This window comes from Pelomonas sp. Root1237 (assembly GCF_001425055.1).
In the GTDB taxonomy this organism is placed as follows: Bacteria; Pseudomonadota; Gammaproteobacteria; order Burkholderiales; family Burkholderiaceae_C; genus Pelomonas.
The window spans coordinates 38,069-54,438 of record NZ_LMDK01000002.1 but is presented as its reverse complement, the minus strand read 5'-3'; the positions used below and the strand labels follow the sequence as shown (position 1 = coordinate 54,438).

Annotated in this window: 16 protein-coding genes and 1 tRNA gene; 13 read left to right on the top strand and 4 right to left on the bottom strand. The window is 66.7% G+C overall.

The features are described 5' to 3' along the window. Positions 1 to 4 precede the first annotated feature (4 nt). From ASC91_RS04365 to ASC91_RS04350, 4 genes are all read left to right on the top strand, one after another. On the top strand, positions 5 to 775 hold the full coding sequence (locus ASC91_RS04365) for a cytochrome c1 (RefSeq protein ID WP_056192823.1): 771 nt from the start codon (positions 5 to 7) through the stop codon (positions 773 to 775). 142 nt (positions 776 to 917) lie between these two features. Next, positions 918 to 1,535 carry a glutathione S-transferase N-terminal domain-containing protein gene (locus ASC91_RS04360; protein ID WP_056192820.1) on the top strand — a complete coding sequence of 206 codons (618 nt, stop codon included), beginning with the start codon at positions 918 to 920 and terminating at the stop codon, positions 1,533 to 1,535. Between the two features lie 128 nt (positions 1,536 to 1,663). Next, a complete protein-coding gene (locus ASC91_RS04355) occupies positions 1,664 to 2,173 on the top strand; it encodes a ClpXP protease specificity-enhancing factor (RefSeq protein WP_056192817.1) in 510 nt (169 codons plus the stop codon). 25 nt (positions 2,174 to 2,198) lie between these two features. Beyond that, a tRNA-Thr gene (locus ASC91_RS04350) sits at positions 2,199 to 2,274 on the top strand. Positions 2,275 to 2,319: 45 nt separating this feature from the next. Here ASC91_RS04350 and ASC91_RS04345 read toward each other — a convergent pair. Then, positions 2,320 to 2,658 carry a hypothetical protein gene (locus tag ASC91_RS04345; RefSeq protein WP_157281141.1) on the bottom strand — a complete coding sequence of 113 codons (339 nt, stop codon included), beginning with the start codon at positions 2,656 to 2,658 and terminating at the stop codon, positions 2,320 to 2,322. A gap of 170 nt (positions 2,659 to 2,828) precedes the next feature. On the opposite strand from ASC91_RS04345, the gene secA reads away from it, so the two are divergent. From secA to ASC91_RS04315, 6 genes are all read left to right on the top strand, one after another. Continuing rightward, positions 2,829 to 5,573 (top strand): preprotein translocase subunit SecA, encoded by a 2,745-nt coding sequence (gene secA / locus ASC91_RS04340; RefSeq protein ID WP_056192814.1) that lies wholly within the window; start codon positions 2,829 to 2,831, stop codon positions 5,571 to 5,573. A 226-nt stretch (positions 5,574 to 5,799) separates the two neighbouring features. Next, positions 5,800 to 6,330 (top strand): PEP-CTERM sorting domain-containing protein, encoded by a 531-nt coding sequence (locus ASC91_RS04335; RefSeq protein ID WP_157281139.1) that lies wholly within the window; start codon positions 5,800 to 5,802, stop codon positions 6,328 to 6,330. Between the two features lie 39 nt (positions 6,331 to 6,369). Continuing rightward, complete coding sequence (locus ASC91_RS29945; protein ID WP_056192807.1) at positions 6,370 to 7,062, top strand: PEP-CTERM sorting domain-containing protein; 693 nt, start codon at positions 6,370 to 6,372, stop codon at positions 7,060 to 7,062. 90 nt (positions 7,063 to 7,152) lie between these two features. Continuing rightward, positions 7,153 to 8,382 carry a bifunctional glutamate N-acetyltransferase/amino-acid acetyltransferase ArgJ gene (gene argJ / locus ASC91_RS04325; protein WP_056192804.1) on the top strand — a complete coding sequence of 410 codons (1,230 nt, stop codon included), beginning with the start codon at positions 7,153 to 7,155 and terminating at the stop codon, positions 8,380 to 8,382. A 100-nt stretch (positions 8,383 to 8,482) separates the two neighbouring features. After that, complete coding sequence (locus ASC91_RS04320; RefSeq protein ID WP_056192801.1) at positions 8,483 to 10,612, top strand: prolyl oligopeptidase family protein; 2,130 nt, start codon at positions 8,483 to 8,485, stop codon at positions 10,610 to 10,612. Positions 10,613 to 10,775: 163 nt separating this feature from the next. After that, the gene (locus ASC91_RS04315) at positions 10,776 to 11,201 is read left to right on the top strand and encodes a GNAT family N-acetyltransferase (protein WP_235531819.1); all 426 of its coding nucleotides are present in this window, start codon (positions 10,776 to 10,778) and stop codon (positions 11,199 to 11,201) included. Here the strand turns inward: ASC91_RS04315 and ASC91_RS28720 are convergent. The 3 genes from ASC91_RS28720 to ASC91_RS04300 all read right to left on the bottom strand — a co-directional run bounded on the left by ASC91_RS28720 (position 11,198) and on the right by ASC91_RS04300 (position 13,732). Further along, on the bottom strand, positions 11,198 to 12,484 hold the full coding sequence (locus ASC91_RS28720) for a hypothetical protein (RefSeq protein WP_157281137.1): 1,287 nt from the start codon (positions 12,482 to 12,484) through the stop codon (positions 11,198 to 11,200). The genes ASC91_RS04315 and ASC91_RS28720 overlap by 4 nt on opposite strands. A 149-nt stretch (positions 12,485 to 12,633) precedes the next feature. Next, entirely contained in the window at positions 12,634 to 13,293 is a 660-nt protein-coding gene (locus ASC91_RS04305) for an alpha/beta hydrolase (RefSeq protein WP_056192799.1), read from the bottom strand. Further along, positions 13,286 to 13,732 carry a GNAT family N-acetyltransferase gene (locus ASC91_RS04300; RefSeq protein WP_162247735.1) on the bottom strand — a complete coding sequence of 149 codons (447 nt, stop codon included), beginning with the start codon at positions 13,730 to 13,732 and terminating at the stop codon, positions 13,286 to 13,288. Before ASC91_RS04300 ends, ASC91_RS04305 begins: the two co-directional genes overlap by 8 nt. Positions 13,733 to 13,784: 52 nt before the next feature. Here ASC91_RS04300 and ASC91_RS04295 point away from each other — a divergent pair, with 52 nt between their 5' ends. The 3 genes from ASC91_RS04295 (at position 13,785) to ASC91_RS04285 (ending at position 16,353) form a co-directional block, all read left to right on the top strand. Then, positions 13,785 to 14,456, top strand: a complete 672-nt coding sequence (locus ASC91_RS04295) for a histidine phosphatase family protein (RefSeq protein WP_056193121.1) — start codon at positions 13,785 to 13,787, stop codon at positions 14,454 to 14,456. A 118-nt stretch (positions 14,457 to 14,574) separates the two neighbouring features. Continuing rightward, positions 14,575 to 15,102 carry a PEP-CTERM sorting domain-containing protein gene (locus tag ASC91_RS04290; protein ID WP_056192793.1) on the top strand — a complete coding sequence of 176 codons (528 nt, stop codon included), beginning with the start codon at positions 14,575 to 14,577 and terminating at the stop codon, positions 15,100 to 15,102. Positions 15,103 to 15,114: 12 nt separating this feature from the next. After that, entirely contained in the window at positions 15,115 to 16,353 is a 1,239-nt protein-coding gene (locus tag ASC91_RS04285; RefSeq protein ID WP_056192790.1) for an SAM-dependent methyltransferase, read from the top strand. Positions 16,354 to 16,370 lie beyond the last annotated feature (17 nt).

The window sequence follows — 16,370 nt, the reverse complement described above, 5'->3', positions numbered from 1 at the left end:
ACCAATGAAAAAGCTGATCGCTCTCCTGCTGGCCACCCTGGGCTTCGTGGGTGCCGCCCAGGCCAACACCGGCGGCATCGAGTGGGACAAGTTCCCCAAGGAAAAGATGTCGGACATGGCGGCGCTGCAAAGCGGCGCCAAGCTGTTCGTCAACTACTGCCTGAACTGCCACTCGGCCGCCTACATGCGCTACAACCGCATGCGCGACATTGGCCTGTCCGAGGCCGACATCAAGAACAACCTGCTGTTCGCGGCCGAGAAGGTCGGTGAGACCATGAAGGTCAGCATCGACCCGAAGGACGCCAAGGCCTGGTTCGGCGCCAACCCGCCCGACCTCAGCGTCATCGCCCGCTCGCGTGCCGACGGTGCCAAGGGCTCGGGTGCGGACTATCTCTACACCTACATGCGGAGCTTCTACCGCGACGACACCAAGGCCACCGGTTGGAACAACATGGCCTTCCCCAGCGTCGCGATGCCGCATGTGATGTGGGAGCTGCAAGGCCAGCGCGCCGCCAAGTTCGAGGAAGTCGCCGACCCGCACGACCACGACAAGAAGACCCACGTCTTCGCCGGCTATCAGCAACTGACGCCAGGTACTTTGTCCGAGCGCCAGTACGACGAAGCCGTGGCCGACCTGGTTGCCTATTTGCAGTGGATGGGCGAGCCCGCGCAGGGCCAGCGCTTTCAGCTCGGCGTGATCGTGCTGATCTTCCTGTCCATCCTGACCGTGTTTGCCTGGCGCCTGAACGCCTCGTACTGGAAGGACGTGAAGTAAGCCCGTCCATCCCGGCACCGCTCTCGGGCGGTGTCGAAACACGCAGTGGGGCGCGCTTGTAGCCACCCACTGCGTTTGCTTTTTCAGCGCGGCCCCAGCCGTCGCGCGTTTTTGATTGACTGACCCCTCGGGAGCCCAAGCCATGATGGTCCTTTACTCCGGTACCACCGACCCCTACTCGCACCGCTGCCGCTTCGTGCTGTTCGAGAAAGGCATGGACTTCGAAATCCGTGACGTTGACCTGTTCGCGAAGCCCGAAGACATCGCTTTGATGAACCCGTACAACGAGGTGCCCATCCTCGTCGAGCGCGACCTCATCCTGTACGAGTCGCACATCATCAACGAGTACATCGACGAGCGCTTCCCGCACCCGCAGCTGATGCCCGGCGATCCGGTGGCCCGTGCCCGCGTGCGCCTGTTCCTGCTGAACTTCGAAAAGGAGCTGTTCGCCCACGTGAACATCCTCGAGGGCCGCGGCACGACGACCAAGGCGACCGACAAGCAGCTCGAAAAGGCCCGCTCGCAGATCCGCGACCGCCTGACCCAGCTCGCGCCGATCTTCCTGAAGAACAAGTACATGCTGGGCGACGACTTCTCGATGCTCGACGTGGCCATCGCGCCGCTGCTGTGGCGCCTGGACTACTACGGCATCGACATGTCCAAGAACGCGCTGCCGCTGCTCAAGTACGCCGAGCGCATCTTCAGCCGCCCGGCCTACATCGAGGCGCTGACGCCCTCGGAAAAGGTCATGCGCCGTTGATTGCCCACCCCGAAGCGCTGTGCGCTTCCCCCTCAAGGGGGCGCCGTCAGTGGCCCGGCAAAGCCGGTTCCATGGCGGCCGCGGGGTCTACAGACCGTATTGCACCCTGACCGGGTTGACTGTCGTACATGGATAAATCGCAAGGAGTTGAAGGTGGCGCGGGCAACGGCACGTCCACCCGCCCGTACCTGATCCGCGCGCTGCACGACTGGTGCACGGACAACGGCTTCACGCCCTATATCGCGGTCCACGTCGATCGTTCGGTGCAGGTGCCGATGGAGTACGTGTCCAACAACGAGATCGTGCTGAACGTCGGCTTCGATGCCACCAGCGGACTGGATCTCGGCAACGAGTTCATCCAGTTCAAGGCGCGCTTCGGCGGCGTCGCGCGAGAGATCGTCGTGCCGGTGGATCATGTTGTCGCGATCTACGCCCGCGAGAACGGCCAGGGCATGGCCTTTCCGGCGCCCGAGGCGCTGGCCGAAGGTGCACCGCTGCCCAGCCCGGCGCCGCAGGAGCCGCGCCGCAGCGGCCTGCGTCTGGCCAGCGAAGCCAGCGACGACGAGGGCGATGACACGCCCCCGCCACCCGACGCGCCCAGCGGTGGCCCGCGGCCTTCACTCAAACGGGTGAAGTGAGCGACTAGAATCTCGCCTGTTTTTCGCCGGCTTAGCTCAGTTGGTAGAGCAACCGCCTTGTAAGCGGTAGGTCATCAGTTCGAATCCGATAGCCGGCACCAATCAAAAACCCACTGTCTCGCGACAGTGGGTTTTTTCATGTGCGCCTATTTCTGGATCAGCTTCACGCGGATATGTCCAGGCAGCCCGGCCTGGGCCAGCAGGGCTTCCAGCCGGGGCAGCAGATGGCGCAGCTTGGCGGCGACGGCCGCGTTGGCGGCCAGCAGGCTCCAGCCTTCTTCGTCCAGCGGCCCGGGTTGCAGGCTGGCCAGCAGATTGCCCGGCAACGCGGGCCCGATGATGCGCAGCCGCCGCCGTGACGCCTCCAGGCGCGCATTGAGCTGACTCAGGCCCTCGTGAGCACGCAACGCGTCGGCCACCGGTGTCGGCGACGGGACGCTGACGCGCACGCTCTTGGGAGCAAGGTAGCGGGGCGGGTTGGCCATAGCCGCAGTGTAGTGAGGCGGCGATCCTGGCCAAAAGCCCACTGCTAAACTGCGCCGTTTTGCGCGGCCGGGCAAGTCCGTCTTGCAATGCCTCGCCGTGCCCTCAGATTCGCGCCTCCCACCGGTTGGACAGCCCGCCCGGTGCCGCGCAGCTCCTCATTCCTCGCAGCATGTTGCCCAAGCTTCTCACCTCGATTTTCGGTAGCCGCAATGAGCGTTTGCTCAAGCAGTACCGCCGCACCGTGCAGCAGATCAACGCGCTGGAGCCGAAGTACGAGGGCTTGAGCGACGACGAATTGCGCGCCCAGACGGCTGAATTCAAGCAGCGCATCGCTGCCGGCGAGACGGTCGACGACATCCTGCCCGAAGCTTTCGCCGTCTGCCGCGAAGGCAGCAAGCGCTCGCTGAAGATGCGCCACTTCGACGTGCAGCTGATCGGCGGCATGGTGCTCAACGACGGCAAGATCGCCGAAATGCGCACCGGCGAAGGCAAGACGCTGATGGCCACGCTGCCGGTCTACCTGAACGCGCTGACGGGCAAGGGTGTCCACGTCGTCACGGTGAACGACTACCTGGCGCGCCGCGACGCCGAGTGGATGGGCAAGCTCTACACCTTCCTCGGACTGTCGGTCGGCATCAACCTGCCGCAGATGCCGCGCGAGCAGAAGCAGACGGCCTATGCCGCCGACGTCACCTACGGCACCAACAACGAGTACGGCTTCGACTACCTGCGCGACAACATGGTCTACGAGACGGCCGACCGCGTGCAGCGCGGCCTGTCCTACGCCATCGTCGACGAGGTGGACTCCATCCTCATCGACGAGGCACGCACGCCGCTGATCATCTCGGGCCAGGCGGACGACCACACCGACGTCTACAAGCGCATCAACGCCGTTGTGCCCAAGCTGAAGAAGCAGATCGGCGAGCTCGACCCGCGCACCGGTGAAGGCGTCATCGAGCCGGGCGACTTCACGGTGGACGAGAAGTCGCACCAGATCCACCTGACCGAAGACGGCCACGAGGTTGCGGAGGCGCTGCTGACCGAGGCCGGCCTGATCCCGGAAGGCGCGAGCCTGTACGACGCGGCCAACATCACGCTGATGCATCACCTGAACGCAGCGCTGCGGGCCCACCACGTCTATCACCGCGACCAGCATTACGTGGTGCAGAACGGCGAGGTCACCATCGTCGACGAGTTCACCGGCCGCCTGATGAGCGGGCGACGCTGGAGCGACGGCCTGCATCAGGCTGTCGAGGCCAAGGAAGGCGTGGAGATCCAGGCGGAGAACCAGACGCTGGCCTCGATCACCTTCCAGAACTACTTCCGCATGTACGGCAAGCTGTCGGGCATGACGGGCACGGCCGACACCGAGGCCTATGAGTTCCAGGAGATCTACGGCCTCGAGACCGTCGTCATCCCGCCGAACCGCCCGACCATCCGCAAGGACGAGCTGGACCTGGTCTACAAGACCGACAAGGAAAAGTACAACGCCGTCATCGAGGACATCCGCGCCTGCCACACGCGCGGCCAGCCGGTGCTGGTGGGCACGACGTCCATCGAGAACTCCGAGCTGATCTCCAAGCTGCTGGACCAGGCCAAGCTGCCGCACAACGTGCTGAACGCCAAGCAGCACGAGAAGGAAGCGCAGATCGTCGCCCAGGCCGGTCGCCCGGGCGTCATCACCATCGCCACCAACATGGCCGGCCGCGGCACCGACATCGTGCTGGGCGGCAACGTCGAGAACCAGGTCAAGTTCCTCGAGGCCGACGAGGCGGTCCCCGCCGACGAGAAGGCGCGCCGCATCCAGCAGCTCAAGGACGAGTGGCAGGGCCTGCATGACAAGGTGCGGGCCGAGGGTGGCCTGCGCATCATCGCGACCGAGCGCCACGAGAGCCGCCGCATCGACAACCAGCTGCGCGGCCGTGCCGGCCGCCAGGGCGACCCGGGTTCTTCGCGCTTCTACCTGTCGCTGGACGACCAGCTGATGCGCATCTTTGCCGGTGAGCGCGTGCGCGCCATCATGGACCGGCTCAAGATGCCCGAAGGCGAGGCCATCGAGGCCGGCATCGTCACGCGCAGCATTGAAGGCGCCCAACGCAAGGTCGAGGCGCGCAACTTCGATATCCGCAAGCAGTTGCTCGAGTACGACGACGTCTCGAACGACCAGCGCAAGGTCATCTACCAGCAGCGCAACGACATTCTCGAGGCCGATAGCCTCATCGCCCAGATCGCCTCGCTGCGCGAGTCCACGCTGAGCGATGTCGTGCGCACCTTCGTGCCGGCCGAGAGCGTGGAAGAGCAGTGGGACCTGCCCGGTCTGGAGCAGGTGTTGCAGGGCGAATGGCAGATTGGCCTGTCACTGACCGAACTCGTCAAGAAGAGCGACTCGATCACCGACGACGACATTCTGGAAACCGTCACCAAGGCCGGCGACGAGCTCTTCCAGGACAAGCTCGAGCGCGTCGGCATCGATCAGTTCAACCCCTTCATGCGCATGGTGCTGCTGCAGAGCATCGACCAGCGCTGGCGCGAGCACCTGGCGGCCCTGGACTATCTGCGCCAGGGCATCCACCTGCGCGGCTATGCCCAGAAGAACCCCAAGCAGGAATACAAGCGCGAAGCCTTCGAGCTGTTCTCCCAGCTGTTGGACCTCGTGAAGATGGAAGTCACCCGCACGCTGATGAATGTGCGCATCCAGAGCCAGGAAGAGGCCAGCCAGGCCGCCGAGGCCATGGAGCGCCGTGCCGAAGCGGTGTCCAACGTGACCTACCAGCACCCCAACGAGGACGGCTCCATCAGCCAGGACGTCGACCCCGCCACGCTGCTGGCCGAATACGGCCACGTGGGCCGCAACGACCCCTGCCCGTGCGGCAGTGGCAAGAAGTTCAAGCTCTGCCACGGCAAGCTGGCCTGAGTTTTCCTGGTCGCATCCCGCCACGGGCCGGCTTTGCCGGCCCGTTTTCATTGGTGGCTCACCCCGCGCAGCCCACCCATGTGGGGGGAAAAGCGTGCGTTTGGGCACATCCCGCCGCCTGCGCCACGCGCATGAGGGGTGCTCGGACCGCTCTCACCCCCCTAGAGTGCAGCCATTCCCCGGTGAAACTCCGGGTAGACCCGAATAGAGAACCTGAAAGTACGTGATGAAAACGTTGTCTAAAGCGCTCGCCGCCCTCAGTCTGGTTGCCGCTGCATGCAATGCGACCGCAGCGGTGACGCCGGTGTCGTTCAGCTTTTCCAACGACGCCATCATGTCCAACGGCGCAGGTGCCGCGCAGTTCAACGACATCTTCGGTTTCACCTTGAACGGTGTGACGCTGATGGGCGGCAGCGTCATCACGTTCTCGGCCGAAGACCAGGCCAGCGTCGACATCACCTCGGCCTACCTCACCCAGGGTGGCACGTCCGTCGCGCTGACGCCGGTCGGCGCCGGCATCGACGTGGACAACGACATCTTCGGCATCGAGACCTGGACGCTGGGCCAGCAATGGCTGTCGGCGGGCGCCTGGCAGCTGCACGTTCTTGGCGCCGGCTTCAGCGCCAAGGGCTTCGAGGGCTACACCGCCACGCTGGAAGGCAGCACGTCGACCACCGAGTTGCCCGAGCCCACCGCCCTGGCCCTGGTGGCCGTGGCCCTGGCCGGAATGAGCCTGTCCCGTCGCCGCGCTCGCTGAGTCGCGTCCAGCCGCCCCAATCACGAAAGCAGTCCAACCATGTTCAAGCCTCTGACCCTCGCCGCCGCCCTGCTGATGAGCGCTTCGGCATTCGCCGCCGACACCGTCAGCATCCGCTTCGTCGACCGTGATGCCGGCGATCCGGCGCTCACCACCTCGCTGACGACCAACTACGTCACCGGTGGACTGAACTTCACGGATGCCGCCACCGGCAGTTTCCTGGCCTACTGCATCGAGCCGACCCAGTCCTTCGCGCTGAGCTTCAAGAGCGACGGCGTGACGCCCAACTTCAAGACCTACACGGTCGGCAGCTTCAGTGGCAGCCAGGACACACTGCTGCAGGCGCTGTACTCCAGCAAGTTTGCTTCGGTCCACTCCGGCAACCAGCAAGCCGCCTTCCAGCTCGCAGTCTGGGAAATCATGCGCGAGAGCAGCGGCACGCTCAGCGTTGCCCAGGGTAGTGGCAGCTTTTTCCTGAGGACGGAAGGTGCCACCGGCCAGCAAAATGGCATCAACAATTCGGTGCAGGCCCTGGCCACCAACTACCTGGCCGCCGCGCAGGGCTACGAGGGTCCGGCGCTGTACAGCCTGACCAAGCTCAGCAACGCCAGCTACCAGGACCTCGTCGTCGCAAGCGCCGTCAACGCGGTCCCCGAGCCCGAGACCTATGCCCTCTTCCTGGGCGGCCTCGGCGTCATCGGTCTGCTGGCCCGCCGCCGTCTGCCGCGCTGATCCACTTTCAGCTCCTTGCAAAGGCTCCCTCGGGAGCCTTTTTCACTTCTTAGAATCCTCGCGCTTTCCCTGACACCTACCGAGCGCGCCATGCCCGTCAATCTCACCGCCCCCGATCCCGCCTCCCTGTTGCCCGTGCCGGGCGTGCGCCTTGGCGTGACCATGGCCGGCGTGCGCAAGGCCAACCGGCGGGACCTCAGCGTCATCGCGCTGGAAGAGGGCGCCGCGGTCGCCGGCGTCTTCACGACCAACCGCTTCTGCGCCGCTCCCGTGCAGCTTTGCCGCGAGCATCTGGCCGGCGGCTCGGCCATCCGCGCATTGCTGATCAACACCGGCAATGCCAATGCCGGCACCGGTGCCGACGGACTGGCCCGTGCGCGCCAGACCTGCCAGGCCCTGGCCGGCTTGATCGGCTGCCAGCCAGAGCAGATCCTGCCCTTCTCGACCGGCGTCATCATGGAGACCCTGCCGGTCGACCGCATCACGGCCGGCCTGCCCGCGGCGCTGGCCGCGCTGAAGGCCGACAACTGGGCCGAGGCTGCCGCCGGCATCATGACGACGGACACCCTGCCTAAAGCCGCTTCACGCCGCATCGAGATCGGCGGCGTGCCCGTCACCCTGACCGGCATCTCCAAGGGCGCCGGCATGATCCGGCCGAACATGGCCACCATGCTGGGCTTCGTCGTCACCGACGCCAACGTCGCCCCGGCCCTGCTGCAGCCGCTGGTGAAAGAAGCGGCCGACGCCTCCTTCAACCGCATCACCATCGACGGCGACACCTCCACCAACGACTGCTTCATGCTGATTGCGTCGCGCCGCGCGGCGCATGCCGAGATCACGTCGCTGGACAGCGCCGAGGCCAAGACGTTGCGCGAGGCGCTGATCGCGCTGGCCCAGGAACTCGCGCAGGCCATCGTGCGCGACGGCGAGGGCGCGACCAAGTTCATTGCCATCACCGTCGAAGGCGGCCGTGACGAGGCCGAGTGCAGGCTGGCGGCCTATGCCATCGCCCACTCGCCGCTGGTCAAGACGGCCTTCTTTGCCAGCGACCCGAACCTGGGCCGCATCCTGGCGGCCGTCGGCTATGCCGGCATTGGCGACCTGGACCAGGGCCTGATCGACCTGGACCTGGATGACGTTGCCGTGGTGCGCCAGGGCGGGCGCCTGACGACCTATCGCGAGGAAGACGGCCAGCGCGTCATGAAGCAGTCCGAGATCACCATCCGCGTCGGCCTGAACCGCGGTTCGGCCAGCGCCACCGTCTGGACCTGCGACCTCAGCCACGACTACGTCAGCATCAACGCGGACTATCGAAGCTGAGGGTTATTGCTGTCAGGGCTTCATCGCATGACGATCGGCGCCGCCTGCGGGCGGCGCTGACAATCCGCGGCTTCACGGAACACATCCCGGACACCGCTCGATGAAGCTCACCTTGTCTGCCATCACCCTCGCAGCCGTTCTCGCCACCAGCGCCCAGGCCCAGGGCCTCAGCTATCCCGCCACGCGCAAGGTCGACCAGGTCGACGCCTATCACGACACGGCTGTCGCCGACCCCTACCGCTGGCTGGAGGACGACAACAGCGCCGAGACCAAGGCCTGGGTCGTCCAGCAGAACGAGGTCACCGACAAGTTCCTGGCCGCCATGCCGCAGCGCCTGCCGGCGCGCCGCATCTACACCGAGCTCTACAACTTCGAGCGCTTCGGCATCCCCTTCAGCGAAGGCGGCCGCTATTTCTGGACCCGCAACGACGGCCTGCAGCAGCAGAACGTCCTCTACACGGCCAAGTCCCTGGCCGACACGCCGGTCGTGGCGCTGGACCCCAACCTGCTGTCCAAGGACGGCACCGTGGCACTGAGCGGCGTCGTGCCCTCGCGCGACGGCAAGTTGCTGGCCTATGGCATCGCCGGTGCCGGCTCCGACTGGCAGACCTGGAAGGTGCGTGACCTGGCCACCGGACAGGATCTCGCCGACACCATCGAATGGGTCAAGTTCAGCGGCGCCGCCTGGACGGCCGATGGCAAGGGCTTCTTCTACGCCCGCTATGACGCGCCCAAGGAAGGCGACAAGCTCAAGGGCGCCAACTACTTCCAGAAGCTCTATTACCACCGCCTCGGCACGGCCCAGAGCGAGGACCTGCTCGTCGCCGAGAACCGCGACGACAAGGAGTGGGGCTTTGGCACCGAGGTGTCGGACGACGGCCAACTGCTGGTCATCAGCGTCTGGAAGAGCGCCGGCAGCAAGAACGGCCTGATGGTGCTGCCCCTGCCCAAGGGGGCTTTTGCCGGCGGCAAGCCCCAGCCCATCACGCTGGACTTCGACGCCCAGTACACCCCTGTCGCCGCCGTCAACGGCAAGCTGATCGTCAAGACCGACAAGGGCGCCCCGCGCGGCAAGCTCGTCGCTGTCGACCTGAAGAACCCGGCGCAGGCCAATTGGAAGACGCTGGTGCCCGAGGGCCCGGATGCGATGACGGCAGCCTCTGCCGTCGGCGGCCGTTTCCTGTTGAGCTATCTGCATGACGCTGCGACCCTCGTGCGCGTGCATGGCGCCGACGGCAAGCAGCTCAGCGAGGTCAAGCTGCCCGGCATCGGCACGGCTGGCGGCTTCGGCGGGCGCTGGAGCGACAAGGAAACCTTCTTCAGCTACACCAGCCTGACCACCCCGGCCGAGATCCATCGCTACGACGTCAAGACCGGCAAGATCAGCCTCTTCAAGCGGCCCAAGACGGCCTTCAACCCCGATGAGTTCGAGACCCGCCGCGAGTTCGTCACCAGCAAGGACGGCACCCGCTTCCCCATCTTCATCGCCGCGAGGAAGGGCCTGAAGTTCGACGGCAGCAACCCGACCCTGCTCTACGGCTATGGCGGCTTCGACATCTCCATCACCCCGGGCTATGGCGTGACGGCCGCGACCTGGATGAGGATGGGCGGCGTCTACGTCATTGCCTCCATCCGCGGCGGTGGCGAATACGGCTCGGCCTGGCACGAGGCCGGCACCAAGCTGAAGAAGCAGAACGTCTTCGACGACTTCATCGCCGCCGGCGAATGGTTGATCAGCCACAAGGTCGCCAGCCCCGCGACGCTGGCCATCAACGGTGGCAGCAACGGCGGCCTGCTGGTCGGCGCGGTCACCAACCAGCGCCCCGACCTGTTCGCGGTCGCCGTGCCGCAGGTCGGCGTGATGGACATGCTGCGCTACCAGAACTTCACCATCGGCTGGGCCTGGGCTACCGACTACGGCACCAGCGCCGACAGCCCGGAGATGTTCAACGCGCTGCGCGCCTACTCGCCGGTGCACACCATCAAGAGCGGCGCCAAGTACCCGGCCGTGCTGATCACGACCGGCGACCATGACGACCGCGTCGTGCCGGCCCATAGCTTCAAGTACGCCGCCACGCTGCAGGCCGCCGACACGGGTGCGGCTCCGAAGCTGATCCGCATCGAGGTCAACGCCGGCCACGGCGCGGGCAAGCCGACATCCAAGATCATCGAGGAGCGCAGCGACATCCTGGCTTTCATTGCCAACACGATGAAGTTGGAAGTCAAATAATGAGACCCCTCGTCCGGCCTCGCGCCGCTGAACGCGGGCGAGTCCAGCCGGTCCCCCGAGGTGACGGCGATGCTTGCGGCGTCGAGCCGCAAGCACATCGCCAGCGCGGGCCGGCTCGGGAGCGGCCCAGCGCTCGGCCCGCAGGGCGATGAGCAGTGCTGTGGTGATCCGTGACCTGGGCGTCGGCGATGTCGACGCTCTGCTTGATCTCTATCAGCATCTGAACGCCGGCGATGCGCCGCCTTCGCAAGAGGCGGTACACGCCGTGTTCGCACATCCGTGGCTGCGCCATTTCGGGCTTTTTGACGGTGAGACGCTCATCGCCAGCTGCAACCTCGCCGTCATCCCCAACCTGACGCGCGGCGGCAGCAGCTATGGCGTCATCGAGAACGTCGTCACCCATGCGGACCATCGCGGCCAGGGGCATGGCCAGGCCGTCGTCCGGCATGCGATTGATCAAGCCTGGGGCGCAGGTGCCTACAAGGTCGTGTTGACAACCAGCCGCAAGGACCCCGCCGTGTGGGCCTTCTACGAGCGCTGTGGCTTTGACAGCGGCGACAAGCGCGCCTTCGTCATACGCCGGTCCTAGAAGTTCACGGCCTTGGTCTTGAGGCCGCGAGCCACCAGCGTCGCGTTGATCAGCTGGGCCTGCTCCCTGCTCGGGAAAGGCCAGACCGTTGCGCGCCAGCCCTCGGGCGTCTGGATGACATCGGCCTGCAGCGCGTCGGGGTTGCCGTGCACGCCGACGAGGCCCGTCTTCATCTTCCCCAGCAGCGCCTCGGCCTCGGCCTTGCTGCCCGGCGGGCCAACGAGGGCGACGACGACCTTGTCCGATGACTGGGCCAGGCGAGCCAGGCGTGGGTCGACGGGCTCGGGCTTGCTGGCGGCAGGCTCGGGCTTGTCGACCGTCTTTTCGCCCGGCTTTTCCGCAGGCGCCTCGGCTGGCTTGTCCGAGCGCAGGATCGGCGGGCGCTTGATGCCGTCGGTGCGCTCCACGAGGCGGGGGCGAATATCGGGCGGTGGCGCGTCGCTTGCGGCCTCGCTGGCGGGCGCTTGCGCGGCCGAAGCGGCCGCAACGGCCGACTCTGGAGCGGAGGCGGGCGCAGAAGCGGCTGAGGCGGAGACAGGCAGGGCCGGCGCTGATGCCGCCGACGCTGCCGTCGGGGGCGGCGCAGCGGCCGGCTCGGCCGCGCGTTGGGGCCACAGCATCCAGGCACCCACGGCGATCAGGACCGCCAGCACGGCACCCGCTGCGCCCAGGCGGATCGGGTCCCACAGCCGGCGGCCAATGATTTCCGAAGGGATGCCGCGGCCGGCCAGCACGCGGGTGCGGGCGCTGCCCACATCGACGCCCGCCGTCATCACATAGAGCTCGAAAGGCCAGCCGCCGTGGGAGCTGGCCAGGGTCTCGTCGATGACGATGACGCGCCAGGGCCGGCTGTCGGGGGTGGCCGGCGGCTCGGCAAAGCCATGGGCCAGCGCAAAGCGCTCGACCTGGGCCGCGCTCAGGCCGGGCAGGAATTTCTCGCTGAAGGCGCGCCACTGCGTGCGCGGGCGCCGGGCGATCAGGCGCGGCAGATGCGTCAGGCGCTGCTTCCATGCCGCCCAGCGTGACAGGGGCGGTGAGCCATGCAGTGCGTCGAAGGCGCTGACCACATCGGTCAGCACGGGCTCGACCAAGCCGCCCGCCTCGGCAGAGGCGCGCACAAAGGGCAGGGCCACCACGCCCACGGTGTGCACGTCGCCCACGGCGATGCGCCGCGCAAGCGGGTGGCGGTTGTGCCAGTCAACGATCTGTTCGGCCAGGCGCTCCATGACTACTTGATCTTCGCCGAGCCGCAGGCGATGCAGCTCAGCGAAATGAGCGCTCATCCCAGCTCTTTATTGGGTATTCGCGGGCCGAGCGCCGGGCCGCTCCTTAGCCGGCCCGCCTTGGGCGATGTGCTTGAGGCTTGATGCCGCAAGCATCGCCGTCCCCCCGGGTGACCGGCCAAGGTACTCCTTGGACGAGGGGCTTCACTTCAGCCCAGTTGCTTCAGCAGCCAGGCGTTCAGATCTTCGATCTCCTCCATGCAGACCGAGTGCGGCATCGGGTATTCATGCCATTCCACGTCGTGCCCAAGGGCCTGCAATGCATCCCGGCTGGCCGTGCCGCGGGCGGGCACGACGACCGGGTCCTGCGTGCCATGCGCCATGAAGATGGGCAGGTTGGCATTGGCGGGTGAGCGCTCGGCAGCCGTCGTTGCGGCCAGCGGCAGATAGCCCGACAGCCCGACAGCGCCGCCGAGACGCTCGGGGTAGCGCAGGGCGGTCATCAGCGCCATCGCGCAGCCTTGGGAGAAGCCGACGAGGACGATGCGGTCCGCCGCCACGCCCCGGGCGCGTTCACGGTCGATCAGCTCCATGATCTGGGCCAGCGACTCGCGCAACCCGGGTTCGTCCTCGCGCTTGACGAGGTCGGCACCGAGGATGTCGTACCAGGCCCGCATCACATAGCCGCCGTTGATGGTCACCGGCCGCTCGGGGGCATGCGGGAACACGAAGCGCACGGCGCCGAGGCTTTTCAGGTCCAGCTCGCCGCAGATGGGCACGAAGTCATGGCCGTCGGCCCCCAGGCCGTGCAGCACGATCAGCGTCGTGCCGGGATTGGGGCCGGTCTCGACGACATGGGTTTCAAGCATGGGGGTTCCAGTTCTCGATGCGAAGTTCAAAGCGTTTGTCGCCGTAGTCGTCCAGGCCTTCGTCGGTCGGCGTCCAGCCGGCTCGACGGTAGAAGGCCTCGGCGCGCGAATCGGGCTGGGTGCCCAGGTCCAGGCGCCCGTGGCCCTGGGCGAACAGCCAGTTCACCATCACGTCGTGCAACTGGCGGCCGTAGCCCTGCCCATGCAACGCCGGGTCCACGAACATCGCCCAGATGTGGCCGTCGCGGGCGTCGCCGATGGCAAAGCCCGCAATGCGCCCGGGCTCCAGTTCGACAACCCAGCCACGGCCGAAATCTTCCAGATAGACATGCAGTTCGGCATCCGAGATGCGGCCCGGGGTCAGCTTGTTCTCGGTGACGGCATAGCGCACGCGCCAGATCTCGGCAGTGTCGTCGCGCGTGGCGATTCGAAGTGTCATGGCGTCATTGTCGCGACAGCGGGCGCTGCCCTTGCCGTTCATGATCACGTTCATGGGAAGCCTTTATCTCGTCCGCCACGGTCAGGCCAGCTTTGGTGCGGCCGACTATGACCAGCTCAGCGCCAAGGGCCATGAGCAATGCCGCCATCTCGGCGCTTACTGGCGCGAACGCGGCCAGCGCTTCGATGCCGTGTTCACCGGCACGCTGCGGCGGCACAAGCAGTCGCTGGCGGGCATCGTCGAGGGCTACGGTGAGGATCTGCCCGCCGTCGCACTGCCGGGGCTGAACGAGTACGACAGCGAGGCCGTCGTGCGCGCCATCCACCCCGGCCCCATCGATGCCCCGACGACCCCCGAGGCCGTCAAGCACCACTTCCGGCTGCTTCGCCAGGGCCTGCTGGCCTGGATGAGCGGCGAGACGGCACCGGTGGGCATGCCGGCGCACGCGGATTTCGCCGCCGGCGTGGCCGATGCGCTGGCACGCGTGCTGGCTTTGGGTGTGGGCAAACAGGTGCTCATCGTCTCCAGCGGTGGGCCTATCGCCACGGCCGTGGCCCAGGTGCTGTCCACGCCGCCCGAGACTTTTGTGGAACTCAACCTGCGCATCCGCAACTCGGCTGTCACCGAGTTTGCCTTCAACCCGAAGCGCCACCACCTCGTCACGTTCAACACGCTGCCGCACCTGGATACGGCGGAGATGCGGGCGCACATCACGCACGCCTGAGCGCGCCGGCCCCAAACGGGCCAATACCGACGGCACTGGGCATGGCTCTCCTGGGCGAAGCGGCCGTGCGACCCGGTCGGCAGCATGACGACTCCTCAACCCCCGATGGAGTTCCGTCATGTCTTCACCCCGCCTTTTTGCCTTCGCCACCCTGATCAGCCTGGCCGCCACCTTCGTTGAACCGGCCCAGGCCCAGAGCTACAGCTTCAACCAGACCGGCTACGCCGATGGTGCCACGCTGAGCGGCCATTTCGCCGGCAGCGACCTCGACGGCAATGGCTGGCTCTATGCCTATGAGCTGACCGAGTTTGAGCTGAACTGGTCCGGCAACCGCGCCGTGCAGGCCTTCAACCTCGGCTTCAGCGAACGCGCCGGCCTGGAGTTCGAACTCTCCAGCGGCACGCTCTCGCACATGGCCGCCTTCAGCCAGAACGAGGAGGGCGTGCGCTTCTTCAGCTTCGACAGCAAGGGCTGGCCCAGCTACATGATCCCGGGCGTCGTCGCCGACGAGCGCCTGGGCCTGGTGTCCATGAGCTGGGAGCCGTTGCAGGTCACGGCCGCCGTGCCGGAGCCGCAGAGCCTGGCACTGCTGATGGCGGGCATGGGCTTCATCGGCCTGTGGAGCCAGCGCCGACGGGCTCACTGACAATGCGCGGCTATGGCCGCGCCCTTGTTCACGTCCCTCATCACGCCGCCGCCGGCCGCCACCGCGCCGGCCCACGAGCGCTTTTTGCACCTCATCCGCCTGGCCCTGGCCGGCGGGCAGTTTGGCAAGTTGCTGCTGTCCGGCCCCGTGGGTGATGACGAGGACGTCGAGCGCCTCACCGTGCGCCTGGTCGAACTGCGCGGTGAGCCGGCCTTGAGCTTTCTCTGGCGCCACCGCACCAAGGACGTCACCAAGAACCACGCCCCCGAGGCGGGCCTGGCCGAGATCGCCACGCTGCTGGGCGCGCGCTTTCGCAATGCCCATCTGCACACGGCGACCGAAGAGGTGCAGTTCGCCGTCAGCCGCAAGGGCCGCGAAACGCTGCGGGTGACGCGCGTCGATGGGTCTGAAGCGGTTGCTCCCGCTGCCCACGACAAGGCCAAGCAGCGCCCGCTGGACATGCTCAATCCCGTGTGGTCGGCGCTGGGGCTGACCCACCTTGTCAAGGGCGAGCCGGCGCTGGTGCCGGCGATGGCGCGCAAGTGGAAGCAGATCAACCGCTTCGTCGAGATCCTGTCCTCGGCCGTCGACGAGGCCGAACTGCAAGGCCCCGTGCGGGTGGCGGACTTCGGTTCTGGCAAGGGCTACCTGACCTTCGCCGTGCACGCCTGGCTGCAGTCCCACGGCCTCAGCCCCCGCGTCACGGGCATCGAGCTGCGCGACGACATGGTCAAGTTGTGCGGTGCCATCATCGACAACGAGGGCCTGACCGGCCTGCGTTTCGACCAGGGCGACGTGAGAACGCAGGCCGTGCAACCGCTGGACGTGATGATTGCCCTGCACGCGTGCGACATCGCCACCGACCATGCCCTGCACGTCGGCCTGCAGTCGGGCGCCAAAGTCATCATGAGCTCGCCCTGCTGCCACAAGGAGCTGCGCCCGCAGATGACCTTGCCAGCGGTGCTGCGGCCCATGCTGCAGCACGGCATCCACCTCGGCCAGGAGGCCGAGATGGTGACCGACTCGCTGCGCGCCCTGCTGCTGGAGAGCCAGGGCTACCGCACCCAGGTGTTCGAGTTCATCGCGCTGGAGCACACCAGCAAGAACAAGATGATCCTGGCCGTGAAGGCGCAGGGCCTGGCCGCCGAGGCATTGGCTGCGCGCCGGCCGGAGCTGCTGGCGCAGATTGCCGAGATCAAGCGCTTTTATGGTCTGCGCGAGCAGCGGCTGGAGCAGTTGCTGGCGGGGTGATGAATCGGCCTGCGCCG